The 18,725-nt window shown below is 38.5% G+C and carries 10 protein-coding genes; 4 read left to right on the forward strand and 6 right to left on the reverse strand.

Annotation, left to right across the window (positions count from 1 at the left end; all coding sequences use genetic code 11):
- Positions 1–103: 103 nt before the first annotated feature.
- Entirely contained in the window at positions 104–1,417 is a 1,314-nt protein-coding gene (locus tag ACSHW7_RS09820; RefSeq protein ID WP_435679176.1) for an ABC1 kinase family protein, read from the reverse strand.
- A gap of 50 nt (positions 1,418–1,467) precedes the next feature.
- The gene (locus tag ACSHW7_RS09825) at positions 1,468–2,172 is read right to left on the reverse strand and encodes a TetR/AcrR family transcriptional regulator (RefSeq protein WP_435679177.1); all 705 of its coding nucleotides are present in this window, start codon (positions 2,170–2,172) and stop codon (positions 1,468–1,470) included.
- A 284-nt stretch (positions 2,173–2,456) separates the two neighbouring features.
- Here ACSHW7_RS09825 and htpG point away from each other — a divergent pair, with 284 nt between their 5' ends.
- Entirely contained in the window at positions 2,457–4,349 is a 1,893-nt protein-coding gene (gene htpG / locus ACSHW7_RS09830) for a molecular chaperone HtpG (RefSeq protein WP_435679178.1), read from the forward strand.
- Between the two features lie 163 nt (positions 4,350–4,512).
- The gene (locus ACSHW7_RS09835; protein WP_435679179.1) at positions 4,513–8,709 is read left to right on the forward strand and encodes an HYR domain-containing protein; all 4,197 of its coding nucleotides are present in this window, start codon (positions 4,513–4,515) and stop codon (positions 8,707–8,709) included.
- Positions 8,710–8,841: 132 nt separating this feature from the next.
- Here the strand turns inward: ACSHW7_RS09835 and ACSHW7_RS09840 are convergent, their stop codons facing one another.
- From ACSHW7_RS09840 to ACSHW7_RS09855, 4 genes are all read right to left on the reverse strand, one after another.
- Positions 8,842–9,516 (reverse strand): response regulator transcription factor, encoded by a 675-nt coding sequence (locus ACSHW7_RS09840; RefSeq protein WP_435679180.1) that lies wholly within the window; start codon positions 9,514–9,516, stop codon positions 8,842–8,844.
- A 102-nt stretch (positions 9,517–9,618) separates the two neighbouring features.
- A complete protein-coding gene (locus tag ACSHW7_RS09845) occupies positions 9,619–10,419 on the reverse strand; it encodes a sensor histidine kinase (RefSeq protein ID WP_435679181.1) in 801 nt (266 codons plus the stop codon).
- Positions 10,398–11,063 carry a hypothetical protein gene (locus tag ACSHW7_RS09850; protein ID WP_435679182.1) on the reverse strand — a complete coding sequence of 222 codons (666 nt, stop codon included), beginning with the start codon at positions 11,061–11,063 and terminating at the stop codon, positions 10,398–10,400. The genes ACSHW7_RS09845 and ACSHW7_RS09850 overlap by 22 nt, the downstream gene beginning before the upstream one ends.
- A 6-nt stretch (positions 11,064–11,069) precedes the next feature.
- Positions 11,070–11,504: a hypothetical protein gene (locus ACSHW7_RS09855; protein ID WP_435679183.1), complete on the reverse strand. Its 435-nt coding sequence runs from the start codon at positions 11,502–11,504 to the stop codon at positions 11,070–11,072.
- A gap of 202 nt (positions 11,505–11,706) precedes the next feature.
- On the opposite strand from ACSHW7_RS09855, the gene ACSHW7_RS09860 reads away from it, so the two are divergent.
- Positions 11,707–12,213 carry a phage tail protein gene (locus tag ACSHW7_RS09860; protein ID WP_435679184.1) on the forward strand — a complete coding sequence of 169 codons (507 nt, stop codon included), beginning with the start codon at positions 11,707–11,709 and terminating at the stop codon, positions 12,211–12,213.
- Between the two features lie 225 nt (positions 12,214–12,438).
- The gene (locus ACSHW7_RS09865) at positions 12,439–18,648 is read left to right on the forward strand and encodes an HYR domain-containing protein (RefSeq protein ID WP_435679185.1); all 6,210 of its coding nucleotides are present in this window, start codon (positions 12,439–12,441) and stop codon (positions 18,646–18,648) included.
- Positions 18,649–18,725 lie beyond the last annotated feature (77 nt).

The raw sequence follows: 18,725 nt of genomic DNA on the forward strand, positions 1-18,725 counted from the left end.
CCAATAAAATAAAAAGATTACTAAGTATGTAATCAATATTACTTTATGCTATAAAGATATTATTTTGTTTAATCATAATGAAAAAAGAATAAACAAAGTTTTGTTAATTTTTTATAAAATTTCTGTAATTATTCACTTTAATCTCGGCACCCAAATCGTTCATTAGATTATAGAGACCAAAAAAGGTTCGATTGATGTATAAGAAATGTTTTGATCCTCTATTTCCGTTCATTTTTCTAATTTCGGTGTCCTTTGAATATTTCTCACTTAAGTCGGCTATTTTACCAAAGAAATCCTCATTGCTAAAATCAAACGTTTCATTATGCATTGGCTGTGTAAACAAACTCAACATTTCATGAAACAACTCAGAGAAAAAGGTTACTTCTTCTGCAGTATCATTCGGCATTAAAATTTCTAATTCGTATAATTTCTCCTTAAAGATTTTTGGATCATTTATATTTTCAGGGATTGCCAATTCAAAATATGGTGTGTAAAATTCCATGGGTACTTCTTTGATACAACCAAAGTCTATCGCAATCAATTCATTTTCTTTTGACACTAAAAAATTCCCCGGATGCGGGTCTGCGTGAACACGTTTCAATTCGTGCATTTGGTACATATAAAAATCCCACAACGCTTGCCCCAATTTGTTGGCAACGCCTTTTGAAAATGGCTTTTTGGTAAACTCACTCAAGTGCTCGCCTTCCATCCAATCCATAGTGATGATGCGCTCATTTGATAATTCTTTATAGTACTTCGGAAATTTTAAATTCGGAATATGACTGCACGCATTTACCATTGCGTTGCTCTGCTCCACTTCGAGATTGTAATCTGTCTCTTCCAATAATTTACCCTCTACTTCCTTGAAATATTTATCGCTGTCTTTCCCTTTAATGTTGAACATTTTCATCGCAACAGGTTTTACCATTGCGAGGTCGCTCGTAATACTTTCGGCAACTCCGGGATATTGAATTTTTACAGCCAATTTTTTACCATCTTTTTCGGCGATGTGTACTTGCCCAATACTTGCTGCAGCTATAGAATTTGCATCAAAACTATCATACAATTCTTCTGGATATTTTCCGAAGTACTTCTTAAATGTTTTTCTCACCAAAGGAGCAGACAAAGGCGGTACCGAAAATTGAGCTAATGAAAATTGCTCCACGTATGCCTTTGGCATAATGTTCTTTTCCATACTCAACATTTGAGCAACTTTTAACGCTGACCCCTTTAAAGATTTGAGTCCGTCATAAATATCGCTTGCATTGTCTTGATTGAGTTTATCCTTTGCGTTTTCTGGGTCTACTATTTTATTTCCGTAATATTTTAAATAATTTCCACCAACTTTAACACCAGTTTTCACAAGCTTTGAAGCTCTTGAAATTTTACCCGTGGGTATACTATCTATTGTTTTCAAATTCGATTATTTTGTACTGTTATAAATGGTCACTGAACGGAGCCTAAGTGCTAATTCATTTTTTCTTTCCACAAAAATTTTCCAAAATCAAGCACGCTTTCCAACGGTGTGGTTTCAAAAACATCAAAAATGGCTCGTACCGATTTTTCAATAACGACATCTGTCTTTTCAAAAGAGGGAGAGTTGTCTTCCATCCAGTATTTTAAAATGAACAAGGTTTGTAACCAAGCCCCTTCACTAAAAACCGAAACGGGTTGTTTTAAAATCTTGAAACTCTTTTCATCATTCTTGTCTTGTATCAATTCTCCAGCAAATTCCTTTACATGTTTGCGCAACCCTTTTAACTGCACCATATTTTTCATCATGTCATTATGTTCTTTCAAACTGAATAACACATAACTTCTATTCGCCGTGAGCATTTCAAAAAAAGTGTAGAAAAAAGTGAGCATTTTTTCTTGATTGCTGGAATGTGGATACTCCGGATTTTTATGAGCCAACTTCATTGAGTGGTCAAAAAATGTAGTCCAAATGTCTTTTTGTAACCCTTCAAAACTTCCGAAAAATTTATAGAATTCACTTTCGGTCATTCCATGTTCTTTGGCAAACTTGTATACACTTTTTGGAGTTCGCTCATTTTCCAACACATAGTCCATATATGCTGAAATAATTACATCTCTCGTAATTTCTTTCTTTTTTGAAGCCGCTTTTTTAGTTGTAGTTTTCTTAGCCGTTGTGGTTGCTTTCTTCGCACTCATAATCTCTTGATTTAGAATGTAAAGATACAAAACGTTTAACCATTTTAATTTAAGGTTAAACAAAATGTTTTGTTAAAATGGTACAAAGTTAAAACTCAATTTTATTTCGTTTTCGATTTAAGTTTCACCGTGACATCCTGTCACATCATCCTTTTTGGTACTCTGTTTGAAATAGAAATGTTAGCTTCGGAAATTTTAAATGCTTGGCACATTTCCGAAGTGAAAAATTATACAAAAAACAATACTAATAACTCCGAAGTTTTTCGGAAAAAATAATTTGAATAATGAGCACAGGAACTATTAATGTAGCGGTGGAGAATATCTTTCCACTTATCAAAAAGTTTTTATACAGCGACCACGAAATTTTCTTGCGTGAGTTGATAAGTAACGCGACAGATGCGACCCTAAAGCTAAAACACCTTACAAATATTGGTGAGGCCAAAGTGGAATACGGCAACCCAATCATTGAGGTTAAAATTGACAAAGAAGGAAAGAAATTGCACATCGTCGACCAAGGTATAGGGATGACAAAAGAAGAGGTTGATAAATACATCAACCAAATTGCATTTTCTGGAGCAGAAGAGTTTATCGAGAAATACAAAGACACAAAAGGCGAAGATGCTGGAATTATTGGGCATTTTGGTCTTGGTTTCTATTCGGCTTTCATGGTAGCCAACAAAGTTGAAATCATCACAAAAAGTTACAAAGAGGAACCAGCTGCACACTGGACGTGTGATGGATCGCCTAACTACACGTTGGAAGAAGCTTCAAAAACGGAGCGCGGTACTGAAATCATCTTACACATAAGTGACGATGAAACTGAATTTCTTGAAGACAGTAAAATTTCAGGATTATTAAATAAGTACAACAAGTTTATGCCGGTACCGATTAAGTTTGGTACAAAAACGGAAACACTTCCCAAGCCAAAAGACGCTAAAGAAGAAGATGCTGCGCCTACGAAAGAAGTTGACAATATTATTAATAACCCAAAACCAGCTTGGACAAAACAACCTACGGAGTTAAAAGATGAGGATTACAAATCTTTTTACCGTGAGTTGTACCCTATGCAGTTTGAGGAGCCGTTATTTAATATTCATTTAAATGTTGATTATCCTTTCAACTTAACGGGGATTTTATATTTCCCAAAGATGAACAAGGATATGCAAATTCAAAAGGATAAAATCCAGTTGTTCCAAAACCAAGTATTTGTGACGGACAACGTGGAAGGCATCGTACCAGAATTTTTAACGATGTTGAGAGGTGTAATAGATTCGCCAGATATTCCTTTAAATGTTTCGCGTAGTTATTTACAGGCTGATGGAGCAGTTAAGAAAATTTCTAGTTACATCACGCGTAAAGTGGCAGATAAACTAAAGAGTTTGTTCAATGAAAACCGTGAGGATTTTGAAGCCAAATGGGACGATATTAAAATAGTGATTGAATACGGGATGTTGACGGAGGAAAAATTCTTCGACAAAGCCCAAGACTTTATGCTCTACCCTACCGTTGATGGCAAATACTTCACGTTTGCTGAACTGAAAGAAAAGTTGGCTGCCGCACAGACAGACAAAGATGATAAATTAGTTTTACTGTATGCGAGCAACAAAGACGAGCAACACAGCTACATCCAGTCTGCGAAAGATAAAGGCTATGAGGTATTGTTGTTGGACTCTCCAATCATTTCGCATTTGATTCAAAAAATGGAAACGAGCCAAGAGAATATTTCTTTTGTACGCGTTGACGGTGACCATATTGACAACCTCATCAAAAAAGAGGACGAGGCTATTTCAAAATTGAACGATGAAGAAAAAGAAACGTTAAAGACATTCCTAACGGAAATGATACCGTCTGAAAAATTTTCAGTTCAATTAGAAGCAATGGACAGCAATGCAAATCCTTTCATTATTACCGAACCAGAATTTATGCGTAGAATGAAAGAGATGCAGCAAAATGGCGGAGGCGGTGGAATGTTTGGAATGGGTAACATGCCAGACATGTACAACCTCATCGTGAACACCAATCACGAATTGGTTGCCGAAATTTTAAATACAAAAACCACGAAGAAAAAAGAACGATTGGTCAACCAAGCACTAGATCTTGCAAAGTTGAGCAAAGGATTATTGAAAGGTGCAGACATGACTTCGTTTATAAAGCGCAGTTATGAGATGATCAAGTAGAGATACTTTTTAAGTAATGCTAAAGGCTTCGGAAATTTAAAATTTCCGAAGCCTTTTTTTTGCTTTAGAGTAATCACTTTTCAACTAAAAAAAAGAGTTGAAGTTTCCGAAGTGAAAAAAACTTCATTTAGATTTGTTACCCAAACTAAATCCTCACAAACTGATGGCAAAAAAAATACTACTCGGACTTTTTCTACACATATTTCCATTTCTCATCTCTGCTCAATATGTACAATTAGGGGATGACATTGATGGAGAATCTTTTGGAGATTTTTCTGGTTGGTCCTGCACATTAAGCGCAAACGGAGACCGTTTGTGCGTAGGCGAAAAATTTAATAACGAAGGGAGTCCTACGAGCGGCGGTGGTTCAAATTTTGGGCAGGTGCGCTGTTACCAATGGAATGGCACAAACTGGATACCACTGGCAGATGATACCCATGGAGAGGTAACGAGTGATAATTTTGGCGATTCTATTGAAATGAACAATAACGGTACGCGCTATGTGGCGAGTGCTACTGGCTCAACCATAAATTATGTGAGAGTCTATGCGCTGTCTGGTGCAACTTGGGTACTATTAGGTAACGAGATAGTTGGACAGAATACTGGGAACTCTTTTGGGTCAGACGTATCCATGAACGGAGCAGGAAATATAATTGCGATTGGAGAATCAAGAGATGACACCAATGGAACGGATAGTGGACGTGTACTGATTTATCAAATCATTTCAAATACTTGGCAACTCTTAGGAGCTCCCATTAACGGTTTAGATACTTTGGATCGCAGTGGCTCATCGGTGTCCATCAATAATAGTGGAACTACAGTCGCTATTGGAGCTTCAAATGATGATTCGTCTCCTGGACAAGATGGGGCTGTTAGAATATATGATTTTGATGGCACTTCCTGGGTTCAACGCGGCTCAGCTATTTATGGTGGTCCAAACACAAGTGTTTTCGGGGATGAAGTATCAATCAACAACAATGGTAATGTTGTGGCAATTGGAGACCGAGGCAGTAATGCTGGTGGAGGATCAAATTCTGGAATGACCCAAGTATATGAATTTGATGGAACAGACTGGGTTCAAAGAGGTCAAAGTTTGTTTGGAGTAAATAGCTCAGACAACTTTGGGATTTCGGTCTCGTTGGACGGAGCTGGAAACACCTTATTAGTGGGTGGTGACGGTAGCTCTTTCTCAGACCCGGGGTATGTAAAATTTTATGAATATGATGGTACGACGTGGGTACAAGTTGGAGCAACCATTGTTGCCGAAAACACAGGGCAAACACAAGCACAACACTTTGGTCGTGCTACTGCGATAAGTAACGATGGTCTTACGGGTGCAGTTGGCGATTATTACAATCAAAATGAAGGAGATACATTTCCTATTCCCAAAGGAAGTACTCGAGCTTTTAGAAGAGACCCTTTAGCCACACAAAATCCCGTGGCGATGTGTCAAAACATTACCGTGTTTCTTGATATTAATGGAATGGCAAGTATCGTAGCCGCCGATATTGATAATGGCTCATCAGATGCAGACGGACCAGTGACACTTACAATAGATCAAACCGATTTTACATGTGCGGACTTAGGCGCAAATACCGTCACACTTACCGTAACAGATAGTGACTTGAATATGGCTACTTGCCAAGCGACGGTTACAGTTGCAGACAGCCTGCCTCCTACCATTACCTGTCCTGGAAACCAAAACGGAACTATAGATGTTAATTGCGAATACATACTTCCAGATTACTCCGGTTTGTCCATAACTTCTGATAACTGCGGAAACGTTACAACAACTCAAAATCCGCTACCGGGAACAGCAATCGGAATCGGGATAACCACAATCACACTCACTGCAGATGATGGAACAAATAGTGCTACATGCACCTTTGATGTTCTCGTTGAAGATACTACAGACCCAATTGCAAGCTGTGTGGCACCGTTTACAATCAACCTCGACGCCAGCGGAATGGCAACTATCAGCGCAGCAGATATAGATAACGGTTCTTCAGATGCTTGTGGCATTACTACCCAAATTGACGTTACAAACTTTTCATGTGCAGATATTGGAGACAACACGGTGACACTAACAGTAACCGATACAAACGGTAATATTTCGGTATGTACCACTATCGTTACGATTACAGATCCATTAAATTCCTGTAATCTTCCGCCGGTTGCAAATTGCCAAGACGTAATAGTTTCCGAAGATTCAAATTGTCAGGGTACTGCAACTGCTTCAGATTTTGATAATGGTTCCTTTGATCCCGAAGGACAGCCCATTACGCTAACAGTTTCTCCCATGGGCCCTTATCCATTAGGTACAACCACTGTAACCTTAATTGTAGATGATGGTCAATCAACGAACTCTTGTACGGCAACAATAACTGTAAACGATACAACACCACCAACAATAAACTGCCCTCCAAATGTATCGGAAAGCGCAGGTGCCAATTGCTCTTTTATGCTACCAGATTACACTTCAATGGCTGTGGCGATGGATAATTGTAGTCCCGTTTCAGTAACACAATCGCCTACGCCGGGCACGGCAGTCATTGTTGGAATCAACACGATTACATTGACCGCAAGCGATGGGACCTCAACGTCGCAATGTACTTTTATTGTGGATGTGGTTGACAATACGCCGTCCACTGCTGTTTGTAATGATTTTACCGTTCAATTGGATGGTACGGGAAATGCAACCATTACTGCTTCCGATGTGGCTTCAGGAAGTATGGATAACTGTGCTATAGCTTCGGTTTTAGTCGATAACGATACGTTTGATTGTAGCAACGTGGGACCAAATACTGTTACGGTAACGGTGACCGATACCAGTGGAAATGTATCCACATGCACATCGATTGTCACTGTAGAAGATACGGTTGTCCCTTCGGCCCTGTGCCAAGATATTATCGTGGCGCTTGACGCTACTGGGAGTGTTACAATTCAACCAATCGATGTTGATGGTGGTAGTACCGACAACTGCGAGATTGCAACCTATGCGGTGGATATCGATACATTTACTTGTGACGATTTAGGTACTAATACAGTGACATTAACCGTGACAGATATCAACGGAAATTCCAGCACTTGCAACGCAACAGTAACCGTAGAAGAAACCACTCCACCTATTGCCGTATGCCAAAACATTACCGTTGCGCTCGACGTCAACGGAACCGTTACAATCACGGCCAACGATGTGGACGGAGGCAGTACCGATAACTGCGGAAACGTAACAACAACGATTGATATCGAAACATTTACCTGTGACGATTTGGGTACAAATGAAGTGATACTTACCGTGACGGACAACAACGGAAACACTAGTACGTGTAATGCTATTGTAACCATTATTGACGAAACTGCTCCTACGGCAGTATGCCAGAATATCACAGTTGAACTCGACGGCGATGGTATGGCAACAATACAAGCAAGTGATATCGATAACGGAAGCACAGACACATGTGGGATTGCATCTATTACTATCGACACTTCATTTTTTGATTGTTCTAATCTGGGAGAAAACATTGTAACATTGACCGTAACAGATGATTCTGGAAACCAAAATAGTTGCCAGGCGACCGTTACCGTAATTGGCACGAGTGGAGTTCAAGCTATTTGTCAAAATATTACCGTTCCTTTAGGGCAAGATGGAACCATGACCATTAATCCAATTAATGTGTATGGCGGAAATCTAGATGTAAGTTGTCCAGATACTGTTTTTAGTCTCGATAGAGATACATTTACGTGTGATGACATAGGCCAACAGATAATTATCACATTAACAGCAACCGATAACAACGGCAATACAACTACCTGCCTAGCACAAGTTAATGTTGTTGATACGCTTGCACCGCTAGTTATGTGCCCAGAGAACCAAACGGTAATTTCCACGGGACCATACGAGTTACCAGATTATTTTTCCACCGGCGAGGCGATAGCGATAGATAATTGTACAGACCCCGTTACTGTATTTGACCAAGACCCAGCACCGGGAACGCTACTCGAACAAGGCACTTACACCATTACACTCACTGCTGAAGAAAACAACGGATTTGAAGGAGAGTGTGAGTTTATTTTAATTGTTGATGATGTTTTAGGGAGTCCTGAGAACCAACCTTCAATTGGGACGATTGTGATGTACCCTAATCCTGCTACCAATTTTGTGATGGTTTCAAATCCGCAATTGGTGTATATTAATGAAGTTGCTATTTACGATATCACAGGAAGACTTGTGATTGTTGCTTTTAAGTTTGACTCAACCGATACTTCAATTGATATTTCCAACTTACAAAGCGCCGCTTATGTGGTTGTTATTAAAACTGAATTAGGTACAGCTGTAAAGCAGTTGGTGGTTGAGTAGTTTTAGACGGAACACGGAATTTAAAAAATCACCAATTCTCAAAAAAGAATTGGTGATTTTTTATTGGCCGCTTTCAAATATGTAACAGCGAAGCGTTCTTCTACCAGCTAATGACTAGCGGCTACTAGCTTTTCAATAATTTGGACTTAAATCTACGATACCGTTTTCTATGGCGTACACTACAAGACCGGCAATGTTTTTTGCTTCGGTTTTAAGGAGGAGGTTGTTGCGATGTCCTTCAACCGTTCGTGGACTTATATAGAGCTTATCGGCTATTTCGTTTGTGGTCAATTGTTCGCAAATGAGCTCTAAAACCTCTCGCTCTCTCGTCGAAAGGTTGTTTTTATCGAACCTCGATTTTATCCCCACTTTTGTGTTGTGTACTCCATCTTTGATAAACTGTAAAACTTGTTCATCATAATAAAACCCGTTTTTAGCGACTTCTTTGATGGTTTTTACCATCAATTTTGGAGAACTGTTTTTTGCCAAATATGCTACCGCGCCAATGGATATCATGTTGATAACAAAGGGTTTGCTAAAATAGCTCGTGAGCGCAATCACTTTACATTCTGGATATTTTTTATGAATGAGTTTTGTTACCTCAACGCCATCGAGTTCGGGCATTTTTAGGTCGGTTATTATAATTTGGGGGAGTGTTTTTGCAGCTTTCAATTGGGTCATCAAATCTTTTCCATCGGCGGCATCAAACAGGATTTCAAAATCTTCCTCTCTGGTCAAAATGGCACGCATGCCTTGTCTAAAAAGCTGTTCGTCATCTGCAAGTACCATGGTAATTTTATCACTCATAATTTTGGCTGTTATTTATTTCCGAAGTTATGCCTAAACGGTTTTACGCTTTAAAAACTTTGGAGTTTTTCCAAACTAGTTTACTATATTTTTAGTGGACATTCATTTTTCGGTCTCGGGAATTTCAGAAGCAATTATAAAAGAAGTCCCTTTACCCACACTACTTTCTATGTTTATGGAACAACGAAGTATGGCTGCCCTACTTTTTATGTTTTGCATTCCCAAACCTATTTTTTCCTCTAGCCTATCCATAGAAAAACCTGTGCCGTTGTCCTCAAACGTTAATTGAAAACCATGGGGCGCTTGGGTTATACTGAATTTTATTTGAGTCGCTTTCCCGTGGCGTGTGGCGTTGTTAATGAGCTCTTGTACAATTCTAAAAACGTGTAATTCCTGCGTTTTCGTCAATTGCAATCCATTTATGGAAATGGAGTACAACATTTGAAATGCGTTGGTCTTTTTAAAATCTTCAAAAAGTTCTTCCAGTGCTACTTTTAACCCAAATTTATCCAGCACCGGCGGTAGCAAATCGTGCGAGATACGTCTTGAACTCTCAAGGGTACTGGTGGTTACTTTTAAAACGTGCTCCAATGAAGCTCTATCGCCATTTGACAACGTGGTGCTGTCCAGCATCATGTGTGCAGTCAAACTCACTACATTGAGCTTAGCACTAATGGCATCGTGTAAATCCTGTGCAATACGCTGGCGCTCTTCTTCTTGTGTAGCAATAGTAGACTCCAATAATTGGTCTTTAAATTTAATTTGCAATCCTATTTTTTCCATTTCTTTTTGAAGGATTTTTTTCCTAGAAAAATAGAAAAACAGCATGAGTCCAGTCATGAGAAAAACGGTAAACAGGATACCATATATAAGTGCGTTTACTATTTCTTGTTGATTTTCCATTTTGAAATATTAAGTTTCCACTCCAGAAAAATGACTATTTGAAATAAAAAATAACTTGCTTCATTAATAAAAGAAATATTATCAGATGTCTCTCTGTCTAAAATGGCATTGCGTGAATCTTCTACTGATACAGCATATAGTATCCATACTAAAGAGCTAATTGAGAGGTAGATCAACAAGCCTGAGGTAAAAATTAAATAAAGGCCATCCGTTGTTAAAGAATTATATAGATGTACTAAAATATACGCGACAATAGGAACGGTTGCTATTAATATTTCGGGAGCGTGAAAATCTTCGAATTTTTCTGCATTCAGTCCATAATAGATGAATAAAATTCCTATTACAATTATAATAATTAAATTAACAAATATCTTCTGATATTTATTGAACATAATTTTATAAAAAAAAGAAAGGCAAATAAATTGAAAAATTAAATAGCTATGAAATAAAAATAAATTATTCAGTTTGACACTACTCAAATAAGAACTTAATAATTGATGCAAACAAATCAAAGCTAGATATAACGTAAGGATATTTAACGATTTATTGTACTTTAATTTAATTGCGCTATACCCATACAATAATATATTTGCGGCAACAAAATAGTTAAGAGTTAATGCAAAAAAACGATCTAATAATTCCATTCATTTTTAATGAACCAAAGGGCTGTTGCGATCACATTTAACAGGACAAGGTCTCGTTAAATCAAATGCTCCACTCCCACTTAAAGGTATTCTCAATGGGTTTTTTGAGTTTTCTACTTGGTCTTGATAGTCACCTTTTACATCTACTGTACCTACCAACACTAATTTTTCTTCTTCTTCACCAGTTGCTGGGTTTGGGCCAATTGCCATATAAGCTCTAATGCCATACGCCAAAGGATTGCTATGTACAGTTAAACCTCCTTTACCGTCTGATACCAAAACCCCAATTTCTTCGAGTAAGCTCAATAGATCTGTATTAGGGATTAAAAATGCTTTGGCATGGCCAGGGTTTTTTTTCTGCCATGCTGCTGTCCAATTTTCTGCGTCTGTAATTGAAATTTCATCTTTTGGCAAAACGCCATCCATTTTTGGGGTACTCATAATTTAGTTTGTTTTTTCGTTGGTTTATAGTAATGACAAGTTCTAAAAAATAAGTCACATAAAAAATAGGCACTTGCAAAACAGGTATTTTTACGGGTTTTAAAAAACACTTAAAATACTTATAATCAAATATTTAAACTATTGTAGTTTTAAAGAACTAATAACTAATATTAATTTAAATTTCACGATTTTGGATCAACTAATGGGACAAATTCAAGCATTCGGTTTTAACTTTGCACCCCGTGGCTGGGCTTTATGCGAGGGCCAACTACTCTCTATTGCTCAATACAATGCACTTTTTTCGCTTTTAGGCACCCAATATGGCGGTGACGGAAGAACAACATTTGGATTACCAGATTTAAGAGGTCGTATTCCTTTAAATCAAGGACAAGGACCTGGCTTAACCGCAATGAAAATAGGTCAAAAAGGTGGTGATGAAACTATTTCATTACAGGCTACTAACATTCCTGCACATAGTCATCCTGTGGCAATACCAGTTAATACAGGTGCTGGCGATGAAGCAGCGCCTGGTGGCCAGAATTTAGCTAGTCATGCCGGTGCGTTTTCAGAAGGTGGAACAGCAGGCCAAACGCTTGCTCCTTTCAATTCTGGAAATAACGCGGGAGGCAATCCGGTACAAAGTAGAAATCCTTATTTAGTGATAAATTATTGTATCGCACTGGAAGGCATCTATCCTTCTAGAAATTAAACAATTCCTTGTAATAAACATAACCCTGTTAGGCAACTAACGGGGTTTCTTTTTTCTTCGGAAAGTAGTTCCATTTACTTTAAAATAGCACAAATTAGCATTCCATAATTTTATTTTAACCCCCATTTATTTCAGTTAACCGAAATAATAAAAATAATTACAACTACCTATTTCTTAAAGTAATGTTAATCTTTATATTGCAGTACCTCTCCTAATATTTATGTTATGAAAAAAATTACATTACTACTTGCACTCATTTCTTCAATCTCAGTTTTTGCACAGCTGAAATTAGACCAGATATCAACGCCGACCCTTACTTTTAACGAGTGTGAAACATACATTAAAACTATTGTGGAAGGAACTATCTCTAATGACGATATCGTCGTAAAGTATCAAGATGACAATCTCATAGTAAACTTGAATTGTGAAGAAGTTTTAAAGCAGAAAATATCAGAAACTACAGAGCTTATCATCAATGGTGGTGATGGTGATGACAGCCTGGAAATAAATTTTGATGAGGATACGTTTTCCTTTCCAATTATTTTTAATGGACAAGGACAAAAAACCACTGCTGGAGATTTTTTAAACATCAATGGTTATTTTACAAATCAGGAAATTACCCACATTCCTCCGGGTCAAGATGGCAATAACGGTTTTATAGCTTTAGACCAATCGCTCATTACTTTTACGGGATTAGAACCTATTAATGCCGGAAACGCCATAAACACTACTATTAACCTACCAGATGGTGTTAATAATAATGCGTCACTACAGAATAGTGCAATCGCAGGAGAAATTGAAATTATTGATAATGGAGCAACTTTTGAAAATACAGTTATACCTAATCCTACTGGGTCACTTACCATAAATGGAGGGAATATGACCGATGTGATTTTTGTAAAATCAATGGATGCTTCATTTAATGCAGATTTAATAGTGAATGCTGGAGCAAATGATTTGGTGAGATTTGATACCAACCCCACTTCAATTGGTACAGGTAGTTACGACATTAATGCGCAAATAATTGAAGTCGCTCAAAATGTTTCAACAACCATGGATGGAAATATAACGTTCAATGCTACTCAAAATATTTTTGCGGGTTCAGGTGCTCTCATTTCCGCAGAAAATGGGGATATTAATTTTGGCGCAAATTCGGCAGGAATATTAACTGGAGTTAATACTGATGCCATCGCTTTAAACAACAGTGAAGTAAGAACTACGGGGTCTGGAAATATTAACCTTAACGGTGTGGGTGTGAGTACTGGTGGTACAGACTCAAATTATGGAATTGCCCTTACGAATGGGCAAGTAATAAATACTGGGTCTGGGGCTATCACTATTATTGGTGTGGGGGGAAATGGCGTTAATAATAACCAAGGTATTAACATAACAACAAACGCAATTGTAAGATCAAATGGCGGTGGTATATCTCTTGATGGAACTGCCGGAAATGTTACAGGGACTTTAAATCAAGGCGTTACAGTTGTCGACCAATCTATAATAGAAGACCTCACAACAGGTAACATTACGATTGCAGGTCAAGCAGGTAGTGGAAATGCTGTTAACAGGGGTGTTGAAATTCTTGGCGGAAATGTAAAAGTAAGTTCCAATGGAGGAAATATCTCTATTTCCGGAACTGGAAATGCTACATCGACTGCTAATTTTAACATCGGAGTTAGTATTCGTGATACAGCAGAAATTTCAGCAATAAATGATGGAGACATTAACATTACAGGTATTGGTGGTTCTGGTACAACATCAAATTTTGGATTGGAAATTACCTCACCCGGAACATTGATTAGCGTTGTGGATGGTGCCATTTCTATCAACGGAACTGGCGGAAACGGTCCTGGAGATGCAAATGAAGGCGCACGCATTTTTGAAGCTATTGTTCAAGCCACAGGTACTGGATCTATTGCATTTTCAGGCCAAGGAGCAAATGCCAATAATACTAATTTTGGATTAAGATTTAACGATGCAACCATTCAATCTTCTGGAGGTGGCATTTCGTTAATGGGCCAAGGTGCAGGTACAGGCAATAACAACTCCGGAATAATTATTGAAAACAATACACTATTTCAAGATTCAAATACGGGCGCGATTGAGGTTTCGGGAACATCGCAAAACACATCAACTCCCGCAATTGGTATTATAGATTTTATTTCTAAAATTATGTCTGGTGGTCCAATTACGGTAACGGCTGTAACAGGACCATTTATTTCGGCTGCGGGAATTCCACCTACGTCCTTATTAGAGGGAAGCACGGTAACTTTCAATGGAAAATTTAGTGCTGGGTTTAATTTAGTCGGACAATTGCCTATTTCAGGGAATACATTTCTTTCTGCTGGAGACGAATTCATTGTTACAATTAATGGCCCTACTGCAGGAACTAACTATGACCAATTAACGGTATTAGGAACGGTAGATATTACAGATGCTACGCTTAATATTGTTGATAACGTAACAACGCCTATGCCTCCAGCAACAGTACTCACGTTAATTGACAATGACGACGTTGACTTTGTAACAGGTACTTTTAATGGTTTGCCCAATGGTTCACAAATTATACTTAACGGTCAATCGTTTGTTATTATTTACAATGGAGGTGATGGTAACGATGTGGTTCTTTTACAAGATACACCACCAACAGCAATGTGTCAAGATATTACCGTACAACTCGATGGAACAGGCTCTGTTACTATTCTACCCGCAGATATTGATAATGGTTCGTCCGACCCTGATGGACCTGTAACATTATCTGTTGACATAGATACATTTACCTGTGCAGACATTGGGCCCAATACTGTTACCTTAACAGTAACCGATAGTGTTGGAAACACAGCTACTTGTACTGCTATTGTAACTGTAGAAGATTCAATTGCACCAACGGCAATTTGTCAAAACTTTACCGTTGAACTAGATGCTAATGGCGAGGGAACACTCACAGGAGCCGATATTGATGGTGGAAGTTCTGATAACTGCGGAAATGTAACATTCACAGTATCTCAAAACATGTTTACCTGTGCCGATATAACTGCCCCTGCAACAATAGTATCTCCCCTATTAATTACTGGAATATATGATGGGCCACTCGCAGGTGGAACTCCAAAAGGAGTAGAATTAAAGGTTCAAGAAAATATTGCAGATTTATCTTTGTACGGACTAGGTTCTGCAAACAACGGTGGCGGAACAGATGGTGAAGAATTTACCTTCCCCGCTGTTTCGGCAAATGCTGGAGAGTATATTTATGTTTCAAGTGAAGATGTTGAGTTTACAAACTTTTTCGGCTTTGCCCCAGATTATACAGACGGTGCCATGGGAATAAATGGGGATGATGCCGTAGAATTATTTTTCAATGGTGCGGTTATAGACACTTTTGGAGACATCAATACAGATGGAACAGGCGAAGCTTGGGACTACCTCGACGGCTGGGCGTATAGAATGAACGAACAAACAACAAACGGGGGAACTTTTGTAGCTAGTAACTGGACATATAGTGGTATCAATGTATTTGATGGAGAGACCACAAATGCAACAGCTGCTAATCCATTTCCGATAGGGACTTATTTCGTAACACCTTCAACAGGAACTTCAATAAATGTTACCTTAACAGTGACAGACGATTCAGGAAATATGGCCACTTGCACTGCTCAGGTTAGTGTTATAGATACCATCGCTCCCATCATTACATGCCCAGCAAATCAAACAGAAAACGCAGATGCATCTTGCGAATTTATAATTCCAGATTACGCACCACTGGCAGTCATAAATGATAATTGTAGTGTAGTTTCAATTACGCAAAATCCAGCTCCGGGAACTATAGTAAGCATAGGTACAACCTCTGTTGAAATTATAGTTTCAGATGGAACAAACATCACTAGCTGTTCATTTGATATTGAAGTAGAAAATAACGAAGCCCCAACTATTTCTTGCCCGGCAAATATTACTGAAGTTGCAAACGCATCTTGTGAATTCATACTACCAGATTACACTTCACTGGCAACAGTGGAGAATGATTGTGATGGTTCGACCACCGTAACACAATTACCAGTAGCAGGAACTATAGTCACTGCAGGAACAACAACAATTACACTCACCTTGGAAGATGGCGCAAATACGACTGACTGTACTTTTGATGTGATGATTGTTGACGATATTGATCCGGTTGCGATATGTCAAAATATAACGGTAGAACTTGACATCAATGGTGAAGCATCTATTACAGCTGCAGATATTGACGGAGGAAGTACTGATAACTGCGGAAATGTCACACTAACAGTTTCTCAAACTGATTTTACATGTGCAGATCTGGACCCCACCCCCGCCCCACTTTTACCTTTATTAATTACTGGTGTTTATGATGGACCACTTGCTGGAGGAACTCCAAAAGGAATTGAATTAAAGGTACAAGAAAATATTGCAGACCTGTCGCTTTATGGCTTAGGGTCTGCTAACAATGGAGGTGGAACCGATGGAGAAGAATTTACATTCCCTGCTGTTTCAGCAACCGCTGGCGATTTCATTTATGTTTCAAGCGAAGCAATCGGATTTACAGATTTCTTTGGCTTCCCTCCCACATATACTGATAGTGCACTAGACGTAAATGGTAATGATGCTATTGAGTTATTTTTTAACGGGGCTGTCATAGACACCTTTGGGGACATTAATACAGATGGTACAGGACAACCTTGGGAATACCTTGATGGATGGGTATATAGAGTGAATGACCAACCAACCAACGCAGGTATATTTAATGATGCAAACTGGATTTTTAGCGGTATCAATGCACTCGATGGAGAAACTACAAATGCTACGGCAGCAAATCCTTTTCCCACTGCAGCATTTACAACTACGCCACCCCCACCAGGTGTGGTACTTGTAACATTAACAGTGACAGATGATGCTGGAAATACATCTACCTGCACAGGCCAAGTTACTGTAGAAGATAATTTAACACCTTCTCTTACATGCCCTGCAGACCAAACCGAAGGTGTAAACACTAATTGCGAATTTATAATTCCAGACTATACTGTACTTGCAACGGCTACCGATAACTGTAACTCTATTACATTAACACAAACTCCTGCGGCAGGAACAATTGTTACAATTGGAATTACAACAATTACCATTATTGCAGATGATGGCACCAATAGCGACTCCTGTACGTTTGACATAACCGTTGTTGATGATGTAGCTCCAACGGCAGTTTGCCAGGACATAACTGTAATGCTGGACGCGACAGGAATGGCAACAATTACAGCAACCGATGTGGATGGAGGAAGTGCAGATAACTGCGGAAACGTAACGACATCAATAGATATCGATATGTTTGATTGTACAAATGTAGGACCCAATGATGTAACGCTAACAGTAACCGACGATATCGGAAACATTTCAATGTGTACAGCTGTAGTTACAGTAGTTGACGACATCGCGCCAGATGCCGTTTGTCAGGACATTACTATTCTATTAGACACTAACGGAATGGCAAGCATTACCCCTCAAGATGTGGATGGAGGGAGTTTTGATAATTGTGGCATTGACACAGTGACCATTGATATAGATACTTTTGATTGTTCAAACGTTGGTGTAAATATGGTTACACTTACAGTAACCGATGTAAACGGAAACACATCGACTTGTATCGCAAATGTAACCGTAGAACAACAAATTATAGCACCAAATGCAATCTGCCAAAATGTTACGGTTCCCTTAGACCAAAACGGTATGGCAACCATTAGTCCCTCAGCAATTGATGCTGGTTCAACGGGAGCTGGGTGTGTGGATGGATTAACACTTGATATTGACACCTTTGATTGCAGTAACATAGGCACTCCGGTAATGGTAATGCTTACCGTTACTAATGCAAATGGAGTGACAGATAGTTGTACAGCTTTTGTTAATGTGATTGATAATTTGGCACCTCAAGTTATGTGTCCTGCAGACCAAACTGTAATTTCAACCGGACCATATATTTTACCGGATTATTTCGTTACAGGCGAAGCTACGGCGACAGATAATTGTACAAACCCAATCACGGTAACAGATCAAGACCCAAATCCAGGAACGGCACTTCCGCAGGGAATGTATACCATTACCCTCACAGCAGAAGATAATAATGGGTTTGAAGATGAATGTACTTTCATTTTGACGGTGAATGATTTATTAGGAAATGAAAATCCGGAAATAGCATTGACAACCGTAGTTTTATATCCTAATCCTGCGACCAACTTTGTTATACTTAGCAACCCACAAAATGTAATGTTAACAAACATGACTATTTATGATATTACGGGCAGATCAGTGCAACAAGTAAGATTGAATGAAATGGGAGAAAGCAAAACAATTGATGTTTCAGCACTGCAAAGTGCTAATTATCTAGTACTTATTGAAAGCGAATTTGGTCAAATCTCTAAAAGATTGTTAATAGAATAATTTCTGCTAAAATTTCTTAAAATCCGTATAATCAATATTATACGGATTTTTTTTTGCTCCAAAAATTCTAGTTTTCT

Origin of the sequence: Patiriisocius sp., from assembly GCF_051252435.1 — a bacterium.
GTDB lineage: Bacteria > Bacteroidota > Bacteroidia > Flavobacteriales > Flavobacteriaceae > Patiriisocius.